This window comes from Hyphomicrobium sp. 802 (genome assembly GCF_000526135.1).
GTDB lineage: Bacteria > Pseudomonadota > Alphaproteobacteria > Rhizobiales > Hyphomicrobiaceae > Hyphomicrobium_B.
Map to the genome: position 1 here is coordinate 437,824 of NZ_JAFM01000001.1, position 22,513 is coordinate 460,336.

At 61.4% G+C, this 22,513-nt stretch carries 20 protein-coding genes; 9 read left to right on the forward strand and 11 right to left on the reverse strand.

What is annotated here, in order from left to right; translation table 11 throughout:
- Positions 1-490: 490 nt before the first annotated feature.
- From HYP802_RS0102235 to HYP802_RS0102250, 4 genes are read left to right on the forward strand one after another with little or no spacing between them, the layout of a single operon-like run.
- On the forward strand, positions 491-1,111 hold the full coding sequence (locus tag HYP802_RS0102235) for a LemA family protein (RefSeq protein ID WP_024275055.1): 621 nt from the start codon (positions 491-493) through the stop codon (positions 1,109-1,111).
- A gap of 38 nt (positions 1,112-1,149) precedes the next feature.
- A complete protein-coding gene (locus HYP802_RS0102240; RefSeq protein WP_024275056.1) occupies positions 1,150-1,992 on the forward strand; it encodes a TPM domain-containing protein in 843 nt (280 codons plus the stop codon).
- A gap of 37 nt (positions 1,993-2,029) precedes the next feature.
- Entirely contained in the window at positions 2,030-2,650 is a 621-nt protein-coding gene (locus HYP802_RS0102245) for a TPM domain-containing protein (protein WP_024275057.1), read from the forward strand.
- Positions 2,651-2,696: 46 nt separating this feature from the next.
- Positions 2,697-4,148: an MFS transporter gene (locus tag HYP802_RS0102250; RefSeq protein WP_024275058.1), complete on the forward strand. Its 1,452-nt coding sequence runs from the start codon at positions 2,697-2,699 to the stop codon at positions 4,146-4,148.
- A gap of 12 nt (positions 4,149-4,160) precedes the next feature.
- Here HYP802_RS0102250 and purH read toward each other — a convergent pair whose 3' ends face one another.
- The 4 genes from purH to htpX all read right to left on the reverse strand — a co-directional run bounded on the left by purH (position 4,161) and on the right by htpX (position 10,066).
- Positions 4,161-5,744 carry a bifunctional phosphoribosylaminoimidazolecarboxamide formyltransferase/IMP cyclohydrolase gene (gene purH / locus HYP802_RS0102255; protein ID WP_024275059.1) on the reverse strand — a complete coding sequence of 528 codons (1,584 nt, stop codon included), beginning with the start codon at positions 5,742-5,744 and terminating at the stop codon, positions 4,161-4,163.
- 106 nt (positions 5,745-5,850) lie between these two features.
- The gene (locus HYP802_RS0102260) at positions 5,851-7,572 is read right to left on the reverse strand and encodes a heparinase II/III family protein (RefSeq protein WP_013950401.1); all 1,722 of its coding nucleotides are present in this window, start codon (positions 7,570-7,572) and stop codon (positions 5,851-5,853) included.
- 99 nt (positions 7,573-7,671) lie between these two features.
- Positions 7,672-9,087 (reverse strand): RsmB/NOP family class I SAM-dependent RNA methyltransferase, encoded by a 1,416-nt coding sequence (locus tag HYP802_RS0102265; protein WP_013950402.1) that lies wholly within the window; start codon positions 9,085-9,087, stop codon positions 7,672-7,674.
- 1 nt (position 9,088) lies between these two features.
- Positions 9,089-10,066, reverse strand: coding sequence for a zinc metalloprotease HtpX (htpX, locus tag HYP802_RS0102270; RefSeq protein WP_024275061.1), 978 nt, complete (start codon positions 10,064-10,066; stop codon positions 9,089-9,091).
- Between the two features lie 138 nt (positions 10,067-10,204).
- Here htpX and HYP802_RS0102275 point away from each other — a divergent pair, with 138 nt between their 5' ends.
- A complete protein-coding gene (locus HYP802_RS0102275) occupies positions 10,205-10,414 on the forward strand; it encodes a DUF1674 domain-containing protein (RefSeq protein ID WP_013950404.1) in 210 nt (69 codons plus the stop codon).
- A 134-nt stretch (positions 10,415-10,548) separates the two neighbouring features.
- Entirely contained in the window at positions 10,549-11,043 is a 495-nt protein-coding gene (locus HYP802_RS0102280) for a hypothetical protein (RefSeq protein WP_013950405.1), read from the forward strand.
- On the opposite strand, the gene acs is transcribed toward HYP802_RS0102280, so the two are convergent.
- The 5 genes from acs to HYP802_RS0102305 all read right to left on the reverse strand — a co-directional run bounded on the left by acs (position 11,022) and on the right by HYP802_RS0102305 (position 16,425).
- Positions 11,022-12,968: an acetate--CoA ligase gene (gene acs, locus HYP802_RS0102285; RefSeq protein ID WP_013950406.1), complete on the reverse strand. Its 1,947-nt coding sequence runs from the start codon at positions 12,966-12,968 to the stop codon at positions 11,022-11,024. The two genes, HYP802_RS0102280 and acs, sit on opposite strands and share 22 nt — an antisense overlap.
- 149 nt (positions 12,969-13,117) lie before the next feature.
- Complete coding sequence (locus HYP802_RS0102290; protein ID WP_013950407.1) at positions 13,118-13,789, reverse strand: 50S ribosomal protein L11 methyltransferase; 672 nt, start codon at positions 13,787-13,789, stop codon at positions 13,118-13,120.
- Complete coding sequence (locus tag HYP802_RS0102295) at positions 13,786-14,223, reverse strand: EVE domain-containing protein (RefSeq protein ID WP_024275063.1); 438 nt, start codon at positions 14,221-14,223, stop codon at positions 13,786-13,788. Before HYP802_RS0102295 ends, HYP802_RS0102290 begins: the two co-directional genes overlap by 4 nt.
- Positions 14,224-14,393: 170 nt before the next feature.
- Positions 14,394-14,900 carry a GtrA family protein gene (locus HYP802_RS0102300; RefSeq protein WP_013950409.1) on the reverse strand — a complete coding sequence of 169 codons (507 nt, stop codon included), beginning with the start codon at positions 14,898-14,900 and terminating at the stop codon, positions 14,394-14,396.
- Positions 14,901-14,904: 4 nt separating this feature from the next.
- Complete coding sequence (locus HYP802_RS0102305; RefSeq protein ID WP_013950410.1) at positions 14,905-16,425, reverse strand: NAD(P)/FAD-dependent oxidoreductase; 1,521 nt, start codon at positions 16,423-16,425, stop codon at positions 14,905-14,907.
- Positions 16,426-16,656: 231 nt separating this feature from the next.
- Here HYP802_RS0102305 and HYP802_RS0102310 point away from each other — a divergent pair, with 231 nt between their 5' ends.
- Entirely contained in the window at positions 16,657-18,510 is a 1,854-nt protein-coding gene (locus HYP802_RS0102310) for a hypothetical protein (protein WP_024275064.1), read from the forward strand.
- On the opposite strand, the gene HYP802_RS0102315 is transcribed toward HYP802_RS0102310, so the two are convergent.
- Both HYP802_RS0102315 and tsaD read right to left on the reverse strand, forming a co-directional pair.
- Positions 18,470-19,486, reverse strand: coding sequence for an NAD(P)H-dependent glycerol-3-phosphate dehydrogenase (locus tag HYP802_RS0102315; RefSeq protein ID WP_013950412.1), 1,017 nt, complete (start codon positions 19,484-19,486; stop codon positions 18,470-18,472). The genes HYP802_RS0102310 and HYP802_RS0102315 overlap by 41 nt on opposite strands.
- Before the next feature lie 82 nt (positions 19,487-19,568).
- The gene (gene tsaD, locus HYP802_RS0102320) at positions 19,569-20,672 is read right to left on the reverse strand and encodes a tRNA (adenosine(37)-N6)-threonylcarbamoyltransferase complex transferase subunit TsaD (protein WP_013950413.1); all 1,104 of its coding nucleotides are present in this window, start codon (positions 20,670-20,672) and stop codon (positions 19,569-19,571) included.
- Positions 20,673-20,814: 142 nt separating this feature from the next.
- Between tsaD and hemC the strand changes: the two genes are divergently transcribed.
- Both hemC and HYP802_RS0102330 read left to right on the forward strand, forming a co-directional pair.
- On the forward strand, positions 20,815-21,747 hold the full coding sequence (hemC, locus tag HYP802_RS0102325) for a hydroxymethylbilane synthase (protein WP_013950414.1): 933 nt from the start codon (positions 20,815-20,817) through the stop codon (positions 21,745-21,747).
- Positions 21,747-22,481: a uroporphyrinogen-III synthase gene (locus HYP802_RS0102330; RefSeq protein WP_013950415.1), complete on the forward strand. Its 735-nt coding sequence runs from the start codon at positions 21,747-21,749 to the stop codon at positions 22,479-22,481. The genes hemC and HYP802_RS0102330 overlap by 1 nt, the downstream gene beginning before the upstream one ends.
- The last annotated feature ends 32 nt before the right edge of the window (positions 22,482-22,513 follow it).

A 22,513-nucleotide genomic window follows, 5' to 3' on the forward strand; every position in this document is an offset into this window, starting at 1 on the left:
GATCGCGAAGCGGTGGGCCGTCTTTCAAAAACGACCGCATTTCATAGGATTTTTATGCACTGGGGAGCTTTCGCCCGGGCATTTTGCAAGCAAGAGCCGCTGGGATTTGGTCTTTAGAAGGACGTTTTGCGTCAGATCGTAAGTACGAATACGAACGGATTCGATACGTTTGTATGCGCGGCGCAAACCAAATTCGCAGTCGGAAATTTTTAACACTTGCCGACAAGATGAACGCCAGGTGAATGAGGCGTTTATCTCTTCACAACAATTCCATTTCGCGCGGAAAAATTCCGGCCGGCAATTCCTCTGATCGAAATCGATCAGCCATGAGATCGCGGTTGGTTGGCCACCCGAATTGCGACGAACGGCGAAGGCGTCGCTTGAACGTCACAGATGAAAATCATACCACAGACGTCCGATTCCTGAGGCCTCTCTCTTCGCTTTCCAATCCTGCACCGCTTACGGACCAGACATGAGGATCGCCAGCGCCATGACCGCCAGCATGCAAACTCTCATTGTTCGCCCGATCGCATTTCTTGCGATCGTCGTCGCTGCCCTGTCGATGGCGGGCTGCGGCGTCAATACAATTCCGACGAAGGAGCAGCAGGCGAAAGCCGCTTGGAGCGAGGTTCTGAACCAGTACAAGCGCCGCTCCGATCTCATTCCCAATCTCGTCGAGACGGTGAAGGGTTTTGCCGATCAGGAAAAAAGCGTGCTGACGGAAGTTACGAAAGCCCGCGAGCAGACGACGAACATTCAACTGCCGCCCGATATTCTGACGAACCCCGATGCGATGAAGAAATTCCAGGATGCGCAGGCGACGCTCTCGGGCGCGCTCGGGCGGTTGATGGCGGTCGTCGAGCGGTATCCCGATATCAAGTCCGGGCAGAACTTCCTGGCGCTGCAAAGTGAGCTTGCGGGCACCGAGAACCGCATCGCCATTGCGCGGCGCGACTACATCACGGCGGTGCAGTCGTACAATACCGAGATCAACACCTTTCCTGGCCGGCTTTGGAAAATGGTGCTTTATCCGCAGGCCAAAGACATGGCGACGTTCGACATTTCGCCTGAAGAGCAGAAGGTGCCGAAAGTCGATTTCAGCAAGCCTTGAACCGCGGCGCGCATCGCTTTTGGTCGGGAGCCTTTGAAATGGCTGGCGTCATCAACGCCGCTCGGGTTTCGCCATGGCGTGGCATGGCGCGGGCGCTGCCGGGCTTGCTGGCGGCGCTCGTTCTTGTGCTGTCGGCGCATTTCTCAGTGGCTTTTGCAGATCCGGTCTATCCGGAATTGGCCGGCCGCGTCACGGATGAAGCGGGACTGCTAACGCCTGCCGAGAAGACTGACATCGAAGCCGACCTTGCCTCGCTTGAGCAGACATCGACCGATCAGCTTGCGGTCGTGACCGTCAAGTCGCTGCAGGGCTATTCCATTGAGGATTACGGCATCGGCCTCGCGCGCAAGTGGGGCATCGGTCAGAAGGGCAAGGACAACGGCATTCTGCTGATCGTTGCGCCGAACGATCGCAAGGTGCGCATCGAAGTCGGGCGTCGGCTTGAGCCGTTCATGACCGACACGATGGCGGCGCTCATCATTCAGAATGCCATTCTGCCGAAGTTTCGGCGCGGCGATTATGCGGGCGGCATCAAGGATGGCATCCGCGATATCAAGTCGGTGGTGCTTGGTGATGCCGAGGAGGTGAAGCGGCGCGCTGCCGGACCGCGCACGCCGGAAAACGATCCGACGGTGATCTTTCACATCATTCTGTTTCTCGCGATCGTGGCCTTCATCATCTGGGTCAATTATCGCAACGCGCAGGCGATGCGGGCCGGCATGCCGGGTGCGCCGCGACGCCGGGGCGGCATCGTCGTTATTCCAGGTGGATCGGGCGACTGGGGCGGTGGATGGTCCGGTGGTGGCGGCGATAGCGGCGGCGGAGGCTGGTCGGGCGGCGGCGGGGACTTCGGCGGCGGTGGCGCATCGGGAGGGTGGTAGCAATGTCGAGATCAACGCAAGCAGGCAGCACGCAACGATGAGCTTCATCAGCGCCAAGGACGCCGAGCGGATTTCGGCGGCGATCACGAAAGCCGAGCGCAATACCTCTGGCGAGATCGTGGCCGTCGTTGCCGATCAGAGCAGCCGGTATCAGCACATTCCGTTCATGTGGGCGGCGCTGCTGGCGCTGGTCATTCCGTGGCCGTTCATCCACTTCACGTGGATGAAAGTGCAGTGGATCTTTCTTATCCAGCTTTTGGTGTTCCTCGGGCTGCTGGCGCTCGCCTGGCACCCCAAGGTGCGGCTGTCGCTCGTTCCGAAGTCGATCCTTCATGCCAACACGCGGCGGCGCGCCAGCGAACAGTTTCTCGCGCAGAATTTGCACACGACAACCGGGCGAACGGGCGTGCTGATTTTCGTTTCCGTCGCGGAAAAGCGCGTCGAAATCATCGCCGACAGCGGTATCGACGCGCTCGTTGAAAAAGGCGTCTGGCAGAAGATCGTCAACGATTTCACGGCCGATATAGGCGCGGGGCGGGTGGCGGACGGTTTCGAGCGGGCGATTGCGCGGATCGGGGATCTGCTCGCGCAGCATTTTCCGCCGGGCGCTGTCGATCCGAACGAATTGCCCGATCATCTTATCGTCTTGCGAAGCTGATTATCTCGCGAGCGCGACGAGACGGTCACACGAAAAGGGGGAAGGCATGTCGACCTTGGACATCGGCGAGGGGGCCGAGCAAGCCGCAATGGCGACCGACGGCGACGTCAAGCGTGCGCCGCTCCGCGCTCGCATATCGTGGATGCTGTTCGACTGGTCGGTGCAGCCGCACTACACGCTGGTGCAGACCTTCTTGTTCGGACCTTACTTCGCCAACGCCATTGTGCAGAATTCGGTTTGCGGACTTGCTGCCGGAAGTGAGAAAGCGGCCTGCGGGCAGGCGATGTGGGGCTATGCGGCTGCGGTGGCGGGCCTTCTGATTGCGATCATCAGTCCGCTACTTGGTGCGGCGGCCGACGGACGCGGATCGCGCAAGCCGTGGATGGCGATGCTGTCGCTGCTCTTTCTCGCAAGCCTTTCGAGCCTGTGGCTCGGCGTTCCCGACGCCAACATGACGACGATCCTCATTGTGCTTGCTGGGTTCATCGGTGCGACGCTTGCCGCAGAATTGATGAGCGTCTTCTCAAACGCCATCATGACGGGCCTGGCACCAAAGGAAGAACTCGGGCGGCTTTCCGGCACCGGATGGGCTGTCGGCTATTTCGGTGGCCTTGTCAGCTTGGCGGTGGTCGCGGGACTATTGGTGCCGATGCCGGGCGAGCCAAAAACTCTGCTGGGACTTGAGCCGCTTCTGCACCTCGACGGCGCGACGCATCAGAGCGATCGCATCACCGGGCCGTTTGCGGCGATCTGGTTTGCGATCTTCATTATTCCGTTCTTCCTGTTCGTGCCGGACCGGCACCGCGCATCGACGGCACATCCGGAGCGCTCGGCGGCGGCGGAGCTTTGGGAGACGATCAAGTCGCTGCCGTCGATGCCGAGCCTGTTGATCTTTCTCGTCGCGCGGATGCTGTTTACGGACGGGTTGTCGGCGATCTTCGCGTTCGGCGGTATCTACGGCGCATCGGTGTTCGGGTGGGGGCCGCTCGAACTCGGCATGTTCGGCATCATCCTGACGCTCGTCGGCGCGTTCGGTGCGCTGTTCGGCGGATGGCTTGATGACGCCATCGGCCCGAAAGCGGTGATCATCCTGGCACTTCTGGCTTTGATCGTCGGCGCGCTCGGCATTCTTTCCGTCGACAAGACGCACATCTTCTTCACGACCGAGGTGGCGGAAAAGATTATCGGGTCGAAGCCGTTTTCAGCGCCAGGCGAGCAGGTGTTTTTAGCGTTTGCGATTTTGGTCGGCGTCGTGTCGGCCCCGGTTCAGGCCGCCAGCCGGTCGTTGCTGGCGCGCATCGCGCCTGCCGACAAGATCACGCAGTTCTTTGGGCTGTTCGCCTTCTCGGGCAAAGTCACGGCGTTCCTGGCGCCGTTCTGTGTTGCGATCATCACGCAGGAGACCGGCAGCCAGCGCATCGGCATGGCCGCCGTTCTCGCCTTCCTCGCTATCGGCGTCGTGATGATGATGTTCGTGCGGACGCGCCCGGCGCGCTGACGGGCGGCTGCCTCAGTGGCGAAAGTGGCGGACGCCGGTGAAGACCATTGCGAGGCCGCGTTCGTCAGCGGCTTTGATGACCTCGTCGTCGCGCATTGAACCGCCCGGCTGAATGACCGCCGTAACGCCTGCTTCCGCCGCCGTAATCAAGCCGTCGGCAAACGGGAAGAAGGCGTCCGAGGCGACGACAGAACCGATCGTCAGTGACTTGTCGAGGCCGAGCGCTTTGGCGGCTTCGGCAGCTTTCCATGCCGCAATCCGCGAAGATTCCACGCGGCTCATCTGGCCAGCGCCGACGCCGACGGTTGCTTCGTTCTTAGCGTAGACGATGGCGTTCGACTTGACGTGCTTTGCGACCTTGAACGCAAAGCGCAGGTCTTTCAATTCCTGCTCGCTCGGGGCGCGCTTGGTGACGACCTTTAGATCGAGATCGTCGGCGTTGCTGGCGTCGCGCGACTGGACGAGAAAGCCGCCCGCGACCGATTTGAAGTTGAGGCCCGGTGCGCGTGAATCGGCGAGGCCGCCCGTCAGAAGAAGGCGCAGGTTTTTCTTCGCGGCGAAGACGGCTTTGGCTTCATCGGTGGCGTCCGGCGCGATGACGACCTCAGTGAAGATCTTCGTCATTTCTTCGGCGGTTGCGGCGTCGATCGTTTTGTTCAACGCGATGATGCCGCCGAAGGCGCTGACGGGATCGCAGGCGAGCGCCTGGCGGTAGGCTTCGGCGAGAGAAGCATTCACTGCGACGCCGCACGGATTGGCGTGCTTGATGATGGCGACGGCGGGCGTCTTCGGATCGAATTCCGAGACAAGCTCGAAAGCGGCGTCGGTGTCGTTGATGTTGTTATAGGACAATTCCTTGCCCTGAAGCTGTTTCGCCGACGCGACGCCGACGCGCGTGTCTGCCGAGAGGTAAAGCGCCGCCGTCTGGTGGGCGTTTTCGCCATAGCGCAGCGCTTGCCCGAGGTGGCCGCCGAAGGCGCGCCATTCCGGAGCATTGTTGCCAAGCTCGCGGGCGAACCAATTGCTGATTGCGGCATCGTAAGCCGCGGTGCGGGCAAACGCCTTGGCGGCAAGCGCTTTGCGGGTCGCGAGCGTCGTTGCGCCATCGTTAGCTGCAATTTCGCTCAGCACGCGTTCGTAATCCGAGGGCTCGACGACGACCGTGACACTGTCGTGGTTTTTCGCTGCGCCGCGGATCATCGCCGGGCCGCCGACGTCGATGTTCTCGACGCAATCGTCATACGTTGCGCCTTTGGCGACGGTTGCTTCGAAGGGGTAGAGGTTCACGATCAGCAGATCGATGGGCAGGATGCCGTGGTCGCTTGCCGCCTTGTCGTGGACCGCGTTGCCGCGAATGGCGAGGAGCCCGCCGTGGACTTTCGGATGCAGCGTTTTCACGCGGCCGTCCATCATTTCGGGGAAGCCGGTCAGTTCCGAGACGTCCATCACCGAGAGGCCTGCGGCTTTCAGCGCCGCAGCGGTGCCGCCGGTCGAGACGAGTTCAATGCCACGGGCTTTCAGCGCGGCGGCGAAGTCGATGAGCCCGGTTTTGTCGGAGACCGAGAGAAGCGCTCGGCGTATGCGTTGGTCAGCCATGTTCACCCCAGCTTTTTTCGGTTTGGCCGTTATCACGGCGCGCCGGGCGTGGCCATCCCGCGTCAGGACGAGCGCGCGATTGTGACGCGCAAGAGGATTTGGTTATTTACGAATTCGGAGCGGACTCAGCCGCTTCGGCTCGCACGGACCAGTGAACAGACGTCTCGCCGAATGTCGTGCCGCGCAGTACGATTTGCAGGCTTGGACGCGGTCCGGCGCTGTCGACAAAGTAAAGGCTTTCCTCAATCGACATCTGTGCCGTCTCGTCGGCCGCGAAAATCCAGACCTCGCCGTCGGGAAGGGTGAGGCGGCATTGAGCGTGGCCCGCGGACTGACAACGGCAATCCGGATGTAGATGAAAATGGATGGCGTAGGGGAGGTCCTGCTTCAGTCGCAGCGTTCCCTTGGGCGGTTCGAGCGTATCGACGCCTTCGAGTTTGTCGCCTTTGGGCGCAAGCGCCAAGCGTCGGCCGTGGATCAAGCCGAAGCGTTTCAGATAGCCGTCGTGCGTTGCGGTGATTTCTGCCTGCGTCGGGCTGTCGTGAAATTCGAATGAAACGGTGTCGGGGCCGCGGATCGGCAGGCCGGCGACCATCGATTCCAATTGCTCGTGGCGGATCAGGCGCGAGGATGACGTCTCGGTGAGGCAGAGCGTGTTGTGGCTGGCGGTGGCGCGGGCGACCGAATCCCAGTCGTGATCGGCTGGACCGGGAAAACCGCCGTTGGCAAAGATCAGGTACTGGCGCGACGTCATTTCAAAAGACAGCGCGCCTGCCTGCGCTTCCGTTGAAAGTTCGAGCGGTGGCGGCGAGCCGACGTCAGTCATGATAATCGTGGTGCCGCGTTCGAGGCGGGCGTAGCCGGAGGCGCGGGCCACCGGCATGATATCGAAATCGCCGTCGCTGGCGTAGCCCAGGACGGTGGCGAGGGCGGCTGGCGAGCCGGTGCTGACGCCGTTGAAGCGCGCCAGCATGCCATCGCCAAGACGCATGAAACGCAAGAAACGCAGAGATTTTCGGACCGCAGCGTTGATCTCGTCCGGCGCGACCAGCGCGCGTGAGCCAAAACACTGACCGAGCGGCAGCAGATCGAGAACGACATCTTCGAGCACGCTGGCGCTGCGACTGATGTGGCCGCCGTCCTCGAGGATTTGCCGCTTCAACTCGACGATGAGCGCGGCCTCGGCATCCTTCAACTGTTTGTCGTGACCGGAGACGGCGAGACCTGTCAGCACCAGCGCGATCAGGCAGACCATGCGCGGTACGCCGTCGGGTGCATTGCGCCACGTCGTCCGCAGCGCGCCGATCTGCTGGCCGATGCTGGACATGATCTGGGTGTAAGCGCGCGCGTCGAGGTCTTCGAGCAGCATGTTCGCTTGCGAGATCCAGGAGATCAGACGGCGGGCGACGACCTCGGGCTCGTAGGCGATGCCGTGAGAGATGCGCTTGAGGGCGATCCATTCGAGCACAAGCTCACGTGCGGCGGCTGCGGCTTCGTCCTCTTCGGTTGCGGCGAGGTGACGAAGCCAGCCGAAGCCATGCAGTTCCCGTTCCCAAGCGACGCTGGGCGGTGTGATGCGAAAGACGGATGCGCCTTTGAGATCCGCAATCTCAGCGGCAAGTCCGAAGTAGCCGTGTGAAACTTCGGTCCAGAAGCTTGGATCGGCAGCGCGCAGTTCCTGGGGGACGATCAGGATCTGATCGGCGCCATTGCCGGCGTATCGCCACCGCAGGAATGGAGACGAGAGCGTCAACGTTACGGCGCGACGTCGCAATCGCTCGACCGAGAGCGAGCGGATTTTCAGCCGTTCCGAAACATTGAGACTCAAAGTCTGGCTCCCCGTCCAGAGATGGTCTTACCACCTCAGAATGGACTAGCCCCCGACCTCAGTCAAAACAAGGCGGACAGGCGTCACACGCACCAGCGCTCAACAGGTCTTCATCAGAGATGCCGCGAAAAATCCGTCAAGGCCCTGAAGTCCTTCCGGTAAATCGGCAAATTGCGTCGGCAGCGTCCGCAGGTCGCCGGCGGGCGTGCGCCACGACATCGGGATCGTGTCGGTGTCGAGGGTAATCGGGCGACGCGCGAAATCGGGGTGGCTCTCGAGAAAGGCTTCGACCTGCATTTCGCCCTCTTCCGGTTCGAGCGAGCAGGTGCAGTACACGAGCATGCCGCCGGGTTTCACAAGGCTAGCCGAGTGGTCGAGGAGCCGTTTCTGTAGGGCCGCCAGCGCACCGACATCCTCGGGCCGCTTCAGATAGAGAATATCGGGATGACGACGGATCGTGCCGGTCGCAGTGCAGGGGGCATCGAGAAGGACGGCGTCGAATTGCCGGTCGGTGCTGAAGGTCAAGGCGTCGGAAACGGCGGTGGCCGCGGTCAGCCCCAGGCGCGCAAGGTTTTCGCTCAGGCGGCCGAGACGTCCTGCCGATTTATCGACGGCGGTGACATTGGCCCCGGCGGTCGCAAGCTGGGCCGTCTTGCCTCCGGGCGCGGCGCAAAGATCGAGCACCGACAATCCGGCGACGTCGCCCATCAGCTTGACGGGAAGCGCGGCGGCGGCGTCCTGCACCCACCAAGCGCCGTCGAGATAGCCGGGCAGCTCTTCGATACGTCCGGCCTGCGCGCAACGGATCGAGCCGGTTGGCAGGACAACGGCACCAATCTCTTTTGCCCACCGTTCGTGATTGGATTTGACCGTCAAGTCGAGGGCAGGCTCAGCGAGGGACGCGCGGGCGATCTGGCGGGCAGCCGCCGCGCCATAGGCGTCGCTCCAGCGCGCCAGCAGCCAATCGGGAAAGGTCAGCGCGATATTATCGAGGTCGGCCAAGCGGCCGTGTCCGCTTTCGCTGACGCGGCGCAGAACGGCGTTGGCGAGGTTGGCGAAGCGCTTGGCGGAGCTGTCGGCACGGCATTGATCGACGGCGAGCGAGATTGCCGCGTGCGGCGGCGTCTGCAGCAGCAGAAGCTGCGCCACGGCTGCGAGCAAAATTTCGTCGAGGCGGCCCATGCGTTCGGGCAGCGGCTTGGCGAGATAGGTGCTGAGGACGGCTTGCAGCGATCCGCGATGCCGGAGCGCCGTGGTGGCGATGAGACGTGCGAAAGCGCGGTCGCGGCCCGGGAGATCGCGCGCGGCGGCGGCTCTCGCAAACGCGTCGTCAAACGGGCGCCGCTCGACAAGCACAGTGTAGAGCGCGGAGACGGCGACGTCGCGCGTTTTCAGCCCGTCCGGGCTTTGCGCCGGTCGTGGACGGGATGCGCCGCCTCGGGGAGACGACGGGCCGCCAGCGCGCGCACGAGGCGGTCGCGGCGTGGAATTTTTGGATTTTGTATGATCTTGCACGTTAGCCCCAGGGGCTCGGAGGCTTAGTATAGTTTTTGCCGCCGATCCAGACTTCTCCTGTCGCGCCGCCGCGTGGTGCGGAACCCGGCGCGCTCGTCATACCGGAATTTCCGCTACTGACACCCATCTCGCGCGCCAGCGCTTCAAGCGCCGCGATCCGGTTTTCGACGTTCGGATGGGTGGAGAACAGGTTATCGACGCCGTGGCCGTTCAACGGATTGATGATGAACATATGCGCGGCGGCCGGTATCGCTTCCGCTTCTTCGTTCGGAATGCGGCGGGCGGCGCCGTCGATGCGATGAAGCGCAGATGCAAGCCAAAGCGGATTACCGCAGATCATCGCGCCCATGCGGTCGGCCTGATATTCACGTGAACGGCTAATTGCCATCTGCACGAGACCTGCGGCCATCGGCGCGATGATGATTGCTGCAAGCGTGCCGATCATGCCGAGGCCGCCGCGGTCGCCGTCGCGATTGCCACCGAAAATCATGCCGAACTGCATGTATTGCGCAAACATCGAAACAGCGCCGCCGATGGTCGCTGCAACGGCCATCGTCAGCGTGTCGCGATTTTTGATGTGCGAGAGTTCGTGCGCGATGACGCCGGACAACTCTCGCCGGTCGAGAGATTCCAGCAAACCGGTCGAGGCGCAGACGGCGGCGTGCGATGGGCTGCGGCCGGTCGCAAAGGCGTTCGGCTGCGGATTGTTCATGATGTAGACGCGGGGCATCGGCAGTTCGGCCTGGCGCGCCAAGTCGCGGACGATGCCGACCAGTTCGGGCGCAGTGGCGTCAGTCACTTCCTGCGCGTTGAACATGTGCAAGACGACGCTGTCGGACTTCCAGAGACTGAACGCGTTCGTTGCAAGCGCGATGAAAAACGCGAATACGAGGCCGGTCTTGCCGCCAACAAGCGCCCCGAGCACAAGGAAGATGCCGGTCAGCAATGCAAGCAGCATTGCGGTCTTGAGGTAGTTCATGGGCATGGGGTTACTCGCGACACGTGGTCCGTCAACTGGTCTACAACCTTACAGCCGCGTATATATGGTATCCCAACCATTCATAAAGGTGACGCGCCAAAAAAGGTAGCGATTGCCCTCCTGGAGCCCCGATGTGCGATGACCGCCAAAGACGACACTGTGACCGATAACGAGCCTCGTCCGCGCGTCCTGACGCCGGAGGCGCAGCGGGCGCTTGCCGAGGCCGAGGCGCGTCGAAAGGGGCGTGATGCTGCGCAGGCACGTCCTGCCGAAATCGGCGGTCGCGAGGGGCCGGAACCGACGCGTTTCGGCGACTGGGAGAAGGGCGGCATTACGTCCGATTTCTGAGCGTCATTTCTCGTTCCAGGTGGTGCGTTAATTACGTGTTGATCGAACTGTCCGCCCACGGAACGCCTTTATTCCGGCATCCGAGTTGCATGACCGCACTCGTAATCGGGAAGGGGTGTTTCAAGGAGGGACAGATGCTCAAGCGACGAACTGCGGCCGTTCTCCCGTTCGACCGCGGTGAACAATATTCAGCAATTGTCATCTTCATATCGATGATCGTCGCCCTGGTCTTGGCAGCAGGCGCTGCGCTTGACTACGCGCGGGTTGCGAACATGCGGGAAGGTGTCGAAGCGGCGGTCCGGGCTGCGTCCGAGGCAGGTGCTGGAGCGGTGCGCGATGGTACGCCGGGGGATGTTCAGATCGAGACAATGGCATTGTCCCATTTCGACAAGGGCGTGACGTTCGCTCGTCATGTTGGGACAATCGATCCGCCCACCATCCGGATCGACCGTGAAGCTCATACAGTTACCGTGGGCGCGAAAGGGACGGTCGCGATGACCGTCAGCCGCTTGTTTGGCGTCAGTGAAATCGAGGTGCCGGCGAAAGCGACAACATCCTGGGCGCCGGAAAGCGCCGATGCCCAGGATGACAGGGTTAACGTTAGCGGTCAGATCATGCGCCGGTTCTGACGGTTTGTGATGAGGTCGTCGACCACGGCCGGATCGGCGAGGGTCGATGTGTCTCCCAGGCTACCGTAATCGTCTTCGGCGATCTTGCGGAGGATACGCCGCATGATCTTGCCCGAGCGCGTCTTCGGCAGACCAGGTGAGAACTGGATGAGATCGGGCGATGCGATCGGGCCGATTTCCCGGCGAACGTGGGCGACCAGATCCTTTTTCAAAGCGTCATCGCCATTTTCGCCCGTGTTGAGCGTGACATAGCAGTAGATGCCTTGGCCCTTGAGGTCGTGCGGGTAGCCCACGACGGCCGCCTCGGCGACCTTTGGATGCGAAACGAGTGCGCTTTCGACTTCCGCCGTGCCCATGCGATGGCCCGACACGTTGATGACGTCGTCGACGCGGCCTGTAATCCAATAATAGCCGTCGGCGTCGCGGCGACAGCCGTCGCCTGTGAAGTACATGCCGGGATAAGCCGAGAAGTAGGTCTGCACGAAGCGATCGTGATCGCCGTAGACGGTGCGCGACTGGCCCGGCCAGCTATCGAGGATGACGAGGTTTCCTTGCGTGTCGCCGTCGAGGATCTTGCCTTTGTCATCGACAAGCGCCGGTTTCACACCAAAGAACGGCTTCGTGGCGGAACCAGGTTTTAGCGGCGTTGCGCCGGGAAGCGGCGCAATCAAAATGCCGCCGGTTTCCGTTTGCCACCACGTATCGACGATCGGGCAGCGGCCTTCGCCGACGACGTTATGATACCATTCCCAAGCTTCGGGGTTGATCGGCTCGCCGACCGATCCCAGCAGACGCAGCGATGCGCGGCTCGATTTGTTTACAAGTTCGTTGCCCGCGCCCATCAGCGAGCGAATAGCGGTTGGCGCGGTGTAGAAGATCGAGACCTTCCACTTGTCGACAACGTCCCAGAAGCGGGAAGCCGATGGGTAGGTCGGGATGCCTTCGAACATCAGCGTCGTGGCGCCGTTCGCGAGCGGGCCATAGACGATGTAGCTATGGCCGGTGACCCAGCCGACGTCGGCGGTGCACCAGTAAACATCGTCGTCGCGGCAATCGAAAACATATTGATGCGTCATCGAAGCGTAGACGAGATAGCCGCCCGTCGTGTGGACGACGCCCTTCGGCTTACCCGTCGAGCCCGACGTGTAAAGCACGAACAGCGGATCCTCGGCGCGCATTTCCTCCGGCTCGCACTCGGCTGGGACGGTGATGAGTTCTTCGTGCAGCCAGAAATCGCGGCCCGGCGTCCAAGGCACGGGATTGCCGGTGCGGCGGACAACGAGAACTTTCTCGTCACCCTTGCATTTCACCAGCGCCGCGTCGCAATTCTTTTTGAGCGGAACGGACTTGCCGCCGCGGAGGCCTTCGTCGGCCGTGATGATGAGCTTCGATTCTGCGTCTTCGACCCGGTTCTGAAGGCTGTCAGGCGAGAAGCCGCCGAACACGATCGAATGGATGGCGCCGATCCGCGTGCAGGCGAGCATGGCATAGGCTGCTTCAGGGATCATCGGCAGGTAGATGGTGACGCGGTCCCCTTTCTTGACGCCGAGCTTCTTCAAGACATTGGCGAAACGCTGAACCCGCTCGTGGAGCTGGCGGTAGGTGATTTGCTCGCTCTCGTTTGGGTTGTCGCCTTCCCAGATGATGGCAACCTTATCGCCGCGCGATTCAACGTGACGGTCGATGCAGTTCGCCGAGACATTCAGCGTCCCGTCTTCGAACCAGCGGATGTCAACGTTGCCCGGCGCGAAGCTTGTGTTCTTGGCGCGCGTATAGGGTGTGATCCAGTGCAACCGCTTACCAGCTTCCGACCAGAAGCCCTCAGGGTCGCTGATCGACCGCTGATACATTGCGTCATAAGACTGATCATTGACGTAAGCCCGCTCCGCCCACGCCTGGGGGACGGCATAAACTTTATCCGACATAGAGCGCACCTCCGTTTGGCCATCTGAGTTGCGGCCATTTACTGCCATTATGCGGCGACGAGCCCCGCTCCACAACATGCTCGATGGTGGGGGAAGGGGGTTCGTAACCAAAATGATCGAAATCAATCTCGCACCGCGACATGATTTTCTTAAGCACGCCAGACGGTGGTCCGTTTGATTTCGAAGTCTTCAAGCTCGCGGGTTACCGGTACCTGGTATTCGGCGAGCGGCGTAAACTTTCCTTCCGGAAAGTAACTGCGGCGAGGGTCGCCGATGTAGACGGAGCATCCCTCGTTCTTGGCGTCATCGATGAAGCGCAGCACGCGGCTGGCCAGTTCGCGCTCGTAGAAAAGATCGCCGACAATGACGATGCTTTCTCGGGGCGGCGCCGCCGACAGCATGTCTCGATCGGTGGTGTAAAGCGTCACCGCATTGGCGGCGGCATTGACGGCGCATGCCGCGAGCGCGAGCAGGTCGATGTCTGCTGCCACGACGTTGGATGCCCCGGCTTTGGCGGCAGCGATCGCCGAGATGCCTGATCCGCTGCCGAGATCGAGCACGCGCAAACCGCGGCAGACGTCCTGATTGTCGAGAAGGTACCGGCTGACGGCCTGGCCGCCGGCCCACGCGAACGCCCAATAGGGCGGCGGAACGTTCAATTCGCCCAGTTCGTCCTCGGTCTTCTGCCAGATCGGCAAAGATTCTTCGGCGAGCCGCAGCGTGATTTCGGGAACCAGAGGCGGGGCGATCGGTCTGGTATTTTCAAGGATGAAACGCTCGGCGTCGCGCGGATCTGTGAGATCGAGTTTGCCGCCGGTCATGAGCCCTTAAGCTTCTTCAAATCGACGCCGCCCATCTTGCAGATTTCTTTCCATTCGTCGGCGGCGACCGGCTGGACCGACAGCCGGGAATTGTTAACGAGAACCATACCGGACAGTTTCGGATTGGCCTTGACCGCGTCGAGGCCGACGGGCGAGGGGACCGGCACCACAGCTGCAACGTCAACGCATTCCCATTTGCCGGTTTCGTCTTTTGCTTCGGGATGTGCGGACGCGATGACGCGCACAATGCCGACGATCTCCTTACCTTCGTTGGAATGGTAGAAGAACCCGAGATCGCCAATCTTCATAGCGCGCATATTGTTGCGGGCCTGATAATTGCGGACGCCGTCCCAGGCTTCGCCTTTAGTCCCACGCGCGATTAAGTCGCTCCAGGAAAAAACGTCGGGCTCGGATTTGAATAGCCAGGTTTGCATGAGATAGCGCGTTCCCACGAGATAAGCGTGCCTAGCGTGGAACGAGATCGATCTCAAGGGCTGAAAAAACAGAACCTCCGCACCGAAGTGCGGAGGTTCAGACGCGACACTACTTGAAAATCAATTCGCCGGACTGCCGGAGGTACAGCTGACGACGTGTTCTCCTGAACCTAGCCACAAGACCCTGATTTTGAGTAAACGAGGTTGGCGTCCCAGATATTTTTGTCAGCAGCCGGCGCGAAGACGATGCAGCGGCGAACGAGAAAGACCACGAGAAAGCTGGCGATCGTCGCGACGGCTTTGGCCGCAATAGTGGATGCGGCCAAGTAGTCAGTCATCACCGCAATGACGAGGCCGGTAAGCATCAAGCCGAGCAATCCGGAGGCCGCGAATTCCGCAAGGCGCCGCGGCGCCGATTTTCGGGCGTGGACGACGTCGAAGACGAAGGCGGTCGATAATGCGTAATGAGCGATCATGCCCACTCCATATCCGACGACACCTGCTACCGGAGCGTTAATGGCGAGCGCGCAGAGCGACATATAGACGGCGACGTCCGTCGCCAGCGCGGCAACGCTGACAACGGAATAGCGCGATAGCTGCGGAACGACTGCGGCGGTGTGACTCGCTCCGCGACCGCTCTCGGGCATCGTCACGTCATCAGCCGGTGCGAGCGCCATGCGATCAGCCTGCCTTGCGAAGCTTGGCGGGAACCATGCGGACGCTCTTTAGCGCTTCTTCCGCGCCTGAGCCGCCGGCTTCGTGATATTCGGCGTCCTCGTTGACGTTCCAGATGTCGTAGAGCATTTCGCCGGCAGCGATGTTTTTGACCGTCAGCATCGAGGTCATCATCGCGTGGTCCTGGTTGTTGTACTTGTGCATGCCGTTGCGGCCGACGAGGTGCAGCGTCGGGTATTTTTCGGCAAGCTCAGAGCGGATGGCTTCGACGTTGCGCTTGTAGCCGTCATCGTAGACCGGATATGCCTTCTTCTGACGGACGACGCAGCCGTCGACGCAGTCGTCTTCGGTGGCCAAGCCGATCGTTGCAAGCTCCTTGCGGGCGAGCGCCAGCAAGTCTTTATCGTCTGCTGCCCAGAGACCATCGCCCTCGAAGCAGAAGTATTCGAGGCCAAGGCAAGCGAGTTTGCTGTCGGGCACCATTTCCGGCGACCACGAACGGAAGTTCTGAATGCGGCCGACCTTTACGCTCGGTTCGTGGATATAGATCCAGTTGTCAGGAAAGAGGTCCGGCTTATTCACGACGAGGGCGACCGTGATGAAGTCGCGGTAGCGCAGATTGTCGGCGGCGGCAAGCGCGTTCGGGGCCTCGGCGAAAGCGTGCATCAGCTCGCGGATCGGGGCCGATGAAATGATGTGGCGCGAGGTGAAGGTTGCCAGATCGCCTGATGGTGTTCGGGCCTTAATGGTCCAGAGGTTCTGGCGAGCGTCGTATCTGAGGGTCGACAGCTCGGTGCCCATGTGGATCTTGCCACCTTGGGCGCGGGTCTTGGCCGCTGCCGCATCCCACATCATGCCGGGACCTTTGCGCGGATACTGGAAGCTTTCGATCAGCGTCTTGATGACTTCGCCGTCGTGTGCGCCCGTGCCGTCCTTGACGCCCTTCGGCTTGACGGAATTGCGTAGCGCGTTGGCCATCGCCGACCAGAGATCGAGGCCTTTGATGCGCTGGGCAGCCCAGTCGGCCGAGATTTCATCGCAGCTCATGCCCCACACTTTTTCCGTGTAGGTCTTGAAGAAGATCGAGAACAGGCGCTCGCCGAACTGATTGGCGACCCAGTCGTGAAACGTTTCCGGCTTTTCGTTCGGGAAGGCTTGTTTGTACATGAACGAGAGCACGCACATGGCGCTTTCGACAACGCCGAGGTTGCCGAGCGCTTCGAAGGCTTTCAGCGGGTAAGAATAGTACTTGCCGTCGTAGTAGATGCGGCTCATGCGCGGACGGCTGATGAAATCCTGTGGCAGGATTTCCTTCCACAAATCGACGACTTCTTTCGACTTCGAAAAGAAGCGATGGCCGCCAATGTCGAACAGGAAATCCTTGTAGTTGACGGTTCTGCTGATGCCGCCAACATAGTGCGGATCGGCCTCGATGACGGTCGTCGAAATACCTTGCTTGGTCAGAAGATACGATGCCGTGAGACCGGCCGGACCCGCGCCGATGACGAACACTTCGCTATGGGACATGAAACGCGCCTACGCATGAACAAAACGGCTTTGGGCAGCAGCTCGCGACCGGGAGCCGGATATGCTTGAGCGGAAGACTAGGGAGGATGGGTAAACAAAGGCTGATATTTGCAAGGAATTCGAAGAAAGCTCGAATATAAAATTTCAGTCCTTTTTTATCTGCGGCGGGCCGAAGTTTACGGTCCCCTAATGGGCTTTCGATAGGCTCTCGGCCTTTCCGGGGACCAGCGTATGCATTCCGCTACATTGAAGGTATCGGTCGAGCAGGGGATTAGGGCCTGCTTACGCGATGTTCCGAATTGGGCTTGGTGGCTGATTGCGCTCGCATTCGTCGGCGCTCGCAGTTGGCATGTCACCGGCGTGGGCATTTACGGTTTCTTTGGCGATCCGGACGACGCGACGCGCCTTGTTCAGGTTCGGGAGCTGATGGCTTCCTGGCACTGGTTCGATACGACGACGATGAAGTTCGGCGGCGATGCCGGGATGCTGTCGCATTGGTCTCGCCTTGTCGATCTACCGATTGCAGCGCTGATCGCGGGTTTCAATCTCTTCCTTCCCATCGAAGATGCGGAGCGCTTGACCCATGCGGCGTGGCCGCTGTTGACGCTGGGTTTCCTGACGTGGGTCATGTTCAAAACCACAGCGAAGGTCGGCGGCGATATGGTCGGCCGTGTGACACTGCTGTTCGCGGCGCTGACGCCGCTTGGGTGGTATCAATTCGCGGTTGGCCGCATCGACCATCATAATGTGATGATCGCCTGTACGGTTTCCGCCACCCTATTGATGTGGGCCTATCCGCAGCGCACGGCCGCTTGGCGCTTTGCGGGCGTGCTGGTTGGCCTGGCGCTGGCCGTTGGTTATGAGGCGTTGGCTCCGGCGGTTGTGCTGGGAACGTTCGTTGCTGCGTGGGGGCTTTTCGACCGGCGCGTCGAGAAAGGTGCGGCGGCGTTTTCGATTGCGCTGGCGCTGACGTTCGCAGCAGCTTTCCTCGCGACCATTCCGCCGTCGCGCTGGATGGACATCAAATGCGATGCCATTTCGCTCAACATGGTCGTGCTGGTCGCGTCGGGTGTCGTGGGGGTTCTGGTCGCTCTTGTGCCGGGCCGGGAGTGGAAGCTTTATGCGCGTATCGCCTCGATTGCGGCCTGTGCGGGCGTTGGCATTGCAGCCTATGGATGGCTTGAGCCGAAGTGCCTCGGGGGACCATTAGGACAACTGCCGCCGCTTGCAATCAAGATCTGGCTGGACAAGGTCGCCGAGAACAACAGCATTGTTGCGGATTTCTTCCATCGTCATTTCAGTCAGTCGTTCGGTCTGCTCGCGTTCTATGCCATTGCGCTTTGGGCGCAAGTTCATCGACTGAAAGAGACGCGCAGCGCAGCTGACCTCTTTTTGCTTGCCGCGGTTGTGTCGTTGATCGGTTTAGCCTGCTGGCAATACAAGTATGTTTCTTACGCATCGTTTATCTCGATCGTGCCGATGGCGCTTGTCTTCAGCCGCCTAGGACCGGTCGGAGACATCGGCGCGTCAACAATACGATTGGGCGCGATCGTGCTGTTCAATCAGACAGTGCTGCTGTGGGCATCGGGTGGTGTCGATGCGGCGGTCGGCGCTCCGCCTGCCATGACGGAACAGGTACGCGCCGACGCGGATGCTTGCTCTAAGCCCGAAGCGATCCGCGAATTAGCCGACCTGCCTGCGGGGCTTGTTGCTGCGCATATCGACGTCGAAGCTTTTATCGCCGCCGAAACGCATCATCGCGTGCTCTCGGCGCCCTATCATCGGATTGCGAATGCGATCATCGCCAATCATCTGATTTTTTCAGCGCACGATGCCAAGACTGCGGCTGCGCTGTTGAAGCAGGAGGATGTCGATTACATTGCGATCTGCGATGGGCTTGATAAGCCGCTCGCATCTAGTCCTGACTGGAAGGGAACGCTGAAGGTCGATCTTGTGAATGGCAAGGCGCCGAGTTTCCTGGTGCCGGTGGGGCTACCTGATCCGCACGCGATCTATCACGTCTGGAAGGTCGATCGCGCGGCGCTCAATCTTCAGCTTTCAAAGGCCGCTGCATCAACGCCGTGATCGCCTCATCGACCATGAGGCGGCCTTCGATGATGTCGTTGACGGCTTCGGCGATCGGCATGTCAATGCCATGCTCCTGCGCCAGGCGGACGAGCGCCTTGCAGGTATAGATGCCTTCCGTGACGGCGGCACGGGCGCCCAGAATCTCAGCTAGCGTGCGGCCCTCGCCGAGGGCGCGGCCAAGCGACATGTTTCGCGACTGCGGACTGCCACACGTCAGGATGAGATCGCCCAGGCCGGATAGCCCGAGAAGTGTTTCGGGACGCGCGCCCAAGGCTTCGCCGAACCGGCGCAGCTCCGCAAAGCCGCGTGTCACGAGGGCCGCATGCGCGCTGGCGCCGAGGCCGCGTCCGGCGACGATTCCGGCCGCGATGGCGAGAACATTTTTGACGGCGCCGCCGAGCTCGGCTCCGAGCACGTCGCTCGACCAGTAAAGGCGCATCTGGCGCGAAGACAACGTTGCGGCGAGCGCGCGGCCGACGGTTTCGTTGCGGCAGGCGAGCGTCAGCGCCGATGGCAGGCCGCGGGCGACGTCGGCGGCAAAGCTCGGTCCGGAAAGGACAACGCGAAGCACGCGCGGCGCGACCTCTTCCAGGACGTCGCCCATGAACCGGCCGGTCGATTGCTCGATGCCTTTGGCACAAAGAATGATGGGGGTATCGGGTGCAATCTGCGTCGCGAGTTTCGCCATAACGCCGCGCAGGTGCTGTGCCGGGACGACGGCGAGAATGGCATCGGCGTGCGCAACGCTCATGAGATCGCCGGTCGCGCGGATCGCCGGATTGAGATCGACGCCCGGCAGAAACGTGCGGTTGACATGACGGGCGTTGATGTCGTCGACGACCTCAGGCTCACGCGCCCAAAGCGTCACCGCGGTGCCGCCGTGCGATAGCGTCTGCGCGAGGGCCGTGCCCCAGGCGCCGCCGCCGACAACACTGATCGAACGTATCTGCAAAACCGCCCCCGGGACTGTCATTCGTTCAACTTAGCACGGCACTTCGATTGGAATGCAAATGGCACATTCAGACTAGGCTTCGACGGCCTAAGCCATAACGAGCTTAAGCTTTGACGCCGGCGCCGATGGCTTTGGGCGCTTCGGCGTCGAGCGGCCAGCGCGGTCTTGCCGGCGCGTCGAGCGGGTCGGCAAGATCACGGGCCAAGCGTTCGGCGCCTGCCCAAGCAATCATGGCACCGTTGTCGCCGCAAAGTTCGAACGGCGGTGCGTGGAACGAGAAGTCGTGCGCTCGGGCGACATCTACAAGGGTGGCACGCAGCGCCTTGTTGGCGGCGACGCCACCGGCGACGACGAATGGTCGCTGTCCGGCGTCAGGAAAATGCGACGCGCATGTACGCATCGCGAGCCGCACGCGATCGGCGACGCTCTCGCACACTGCCGCCTGAAACGAGGCGCAGAGATCGGCGACATCTTGCTCGGATAGCGGCGCGCTTTGCATGGCCGCATGTCTGACCGCCGTTTTCAAACCGGCGAATGAAAAGTGCGGGTCGCTCCGGCCTTTCATCGGGCGCGGAAGGTCGAAACGCGTGCCGTTACCGTTCGCTGCGGCTTTTTCGACGGCGGGGCCGCCGGGCATCGGCAGGCCGAGGAGCTTTGCCGTTTTGTCGAAGGCTTCGCCCAGGGCGTCGTCGATGGTCGTCGCAAGCCGGCGATACTGGCCGACGCCTTCGACGAGCAGCAGTTGCGTATGGCCACCGGAGACCAGCAGCATCAGATAGGGCGGCCGAACCTGATCGGTCAGGCCGACCGTCAGGGCGTGCGCTTCCAGATGATTGATCGCAACAAACGGGCGGCCAGTTGCGAGGGCCAGCGCCTTGCCCGTAGTGGCGCCGACGACGAGGCCGCCGATCAGTCCGGGGCCGGTGGCTGCTGCAATGCCGGTCAGGTCGCCGAGCGTTACGCCCGCTTTATCGAGGGCGGTCTTGACCAAAAGATCGAGGCTTTCGGCATGGGCGCGGGCGGCAATTTCCGGTACGACGCCGCCGTAGATCGCGTGCTTGTCGAACTGCGACAGAACGATGTTGGACAGGATACGCCCTTCTCCCGCGGCGTTGCGGGACACAATGGCGGCCGCCGTCTCGTCGCAGCTCGTCTCAAGGCCGAGAACAAGAGCGGCAGAAGGCGCAGTATCGGAAGGCTCAGACATCTGTTCAGGAACTTAACTTAGAACTTGCAGGCGCGTGGTTGGAATCCGCGCCTCTTTGGAGCATACCTGTCGCCCGAATTACCGGCATTCATCTATCGGCATTTGGGCCCGAGCGCCCCGCCTAGCATCCGGAGAAACCTTTTTGCAAGCGACCCGCATCCGCATCGGGACCCGAGGCTCGCCTTTGGCCCTCGCCCAGGCGCACGAAGTCAAGGACAGGATAATCGCCGCCCATGGGCTGGCCGACGAGGCCGTTACCATTCACGTCATCAAGACGACGGGCGACCGCGTGCTCGACCGGCCGCTATCGGAGATCGGCGGCAAGGGTCTCTTTACGAAAGAGATCGAAGAAGCGCTGTTGACGAACGAGATCGACGTTGCAGTCCATTCTATGAAGGACATGCAGACCGTACTGCCCGACGGGCTGGTGATCGGCGCGGTGCTGCCGCGAGAAGATCCGCGCGACGCATTCATTTCTTTGCGGCATGAATCGTTCGCGACGCTGCCACAGAATGCGGTCGTCGGGACATCGTCGCTTCGACGGAAGGCGCAGGTGCTGCATGCGCGCCCCGATCTGCGCGTCGTCGATTTCCGCGGCAACGTGCAGACACGGTTGCGCAAGCTGGAAGATGGTGTGGCGGAAGCAACCTTTCTGGCGGTCGCCGGTCTCAAGAGGCTGGGAATGACGGAGCGGATCACATCGCCAGTATCGATGGAGCATATGCTGCCGGCCGTGGCGCAGGGCGTGATCGGGCTTGAAATTCGCAATGGCGATGAACTCGTGACGCCGATCGTTGCAGCATTGAATGATGAGACAACGGCCTGGGCGGTCGCGGCCGAGCGGGCGTTCCTGGCGCGGCTCGAAGGGTCATGCCGGACGCCGATCGGGGGGCATGGCATCGTCGCGGGTGATGAAGTGCGCTTTCGCGGGCAACTGCTCTCGCCGGACGGCAAGAAATGCTATGACGTTTCTCGTACCGGAAATGTCAAAGATGCCCACGACCTCGGATTGTCCGCGGCCGATGAAATTCTAAACCAGGCGGATGCCGCGTTGCTAGTTCGGCCGAACGTCTGATGAACGTCGTCATTACGCGTCCAATTCAAGATGCCGAACTGCTGAAGACGCGCATCGAAGAGCTTGGGTGCGAGGTGATGCTGGCGCCGCTGATGGAAACCGTCGCGAACGATGTTCCGGCGGACGCGTTTGCCAATGCGACAGCAATCGTTGCGACCAGCCGTAACGCTTTGACGGCGCTTGCCGCTTCGCCTGTGCTTGCCACGCTGACGCCGCTGCCGCTGTACGTCGTCGGGCCGGCAACCGCAGCTGCGGCGAGGGACATCGGTTTTGCGCGGATCGTGGAAGGGCCGGGACGGGCCGAAGACCTTGCACCGATGCTCAGGGCGCGGGCCGCGGGCGAACGTTTGATCTATCTCAGAGGCGACGTCGTCGCGTTCGATCTTGAAAGCGCATTGGCCGAAAGTGGCGTTAACGTTGTGCCGGTGCTGGCGTATCGGTCAGTCGAAGCGGAAGCGTTGCCGCAGGATGTCATCAAAGCGCTCCAAACGGGCGGCATCGATGCGGTAACGCTGATGTCGCCGCGGACGGCGCGGATCTGGTCACGGTTGGTTGCCGCGCTGTCGCCGCCGGTACAACTTTCAGGCATAACGTATTTATGCCTGTCCGAGCGCGTAGGCGAAGCCTTGGGGCCGATTGCAAAAACCGATATGACTCTCGTTTCTTCGCAACCTAACATCCAAGAAATGATTGCGCTCGTAAAACGTCTCGCGGCAAGCTCGAAAGCGGAGTAACAAGGCGTAAAAACAGGCCGGCTGGTCGCCCC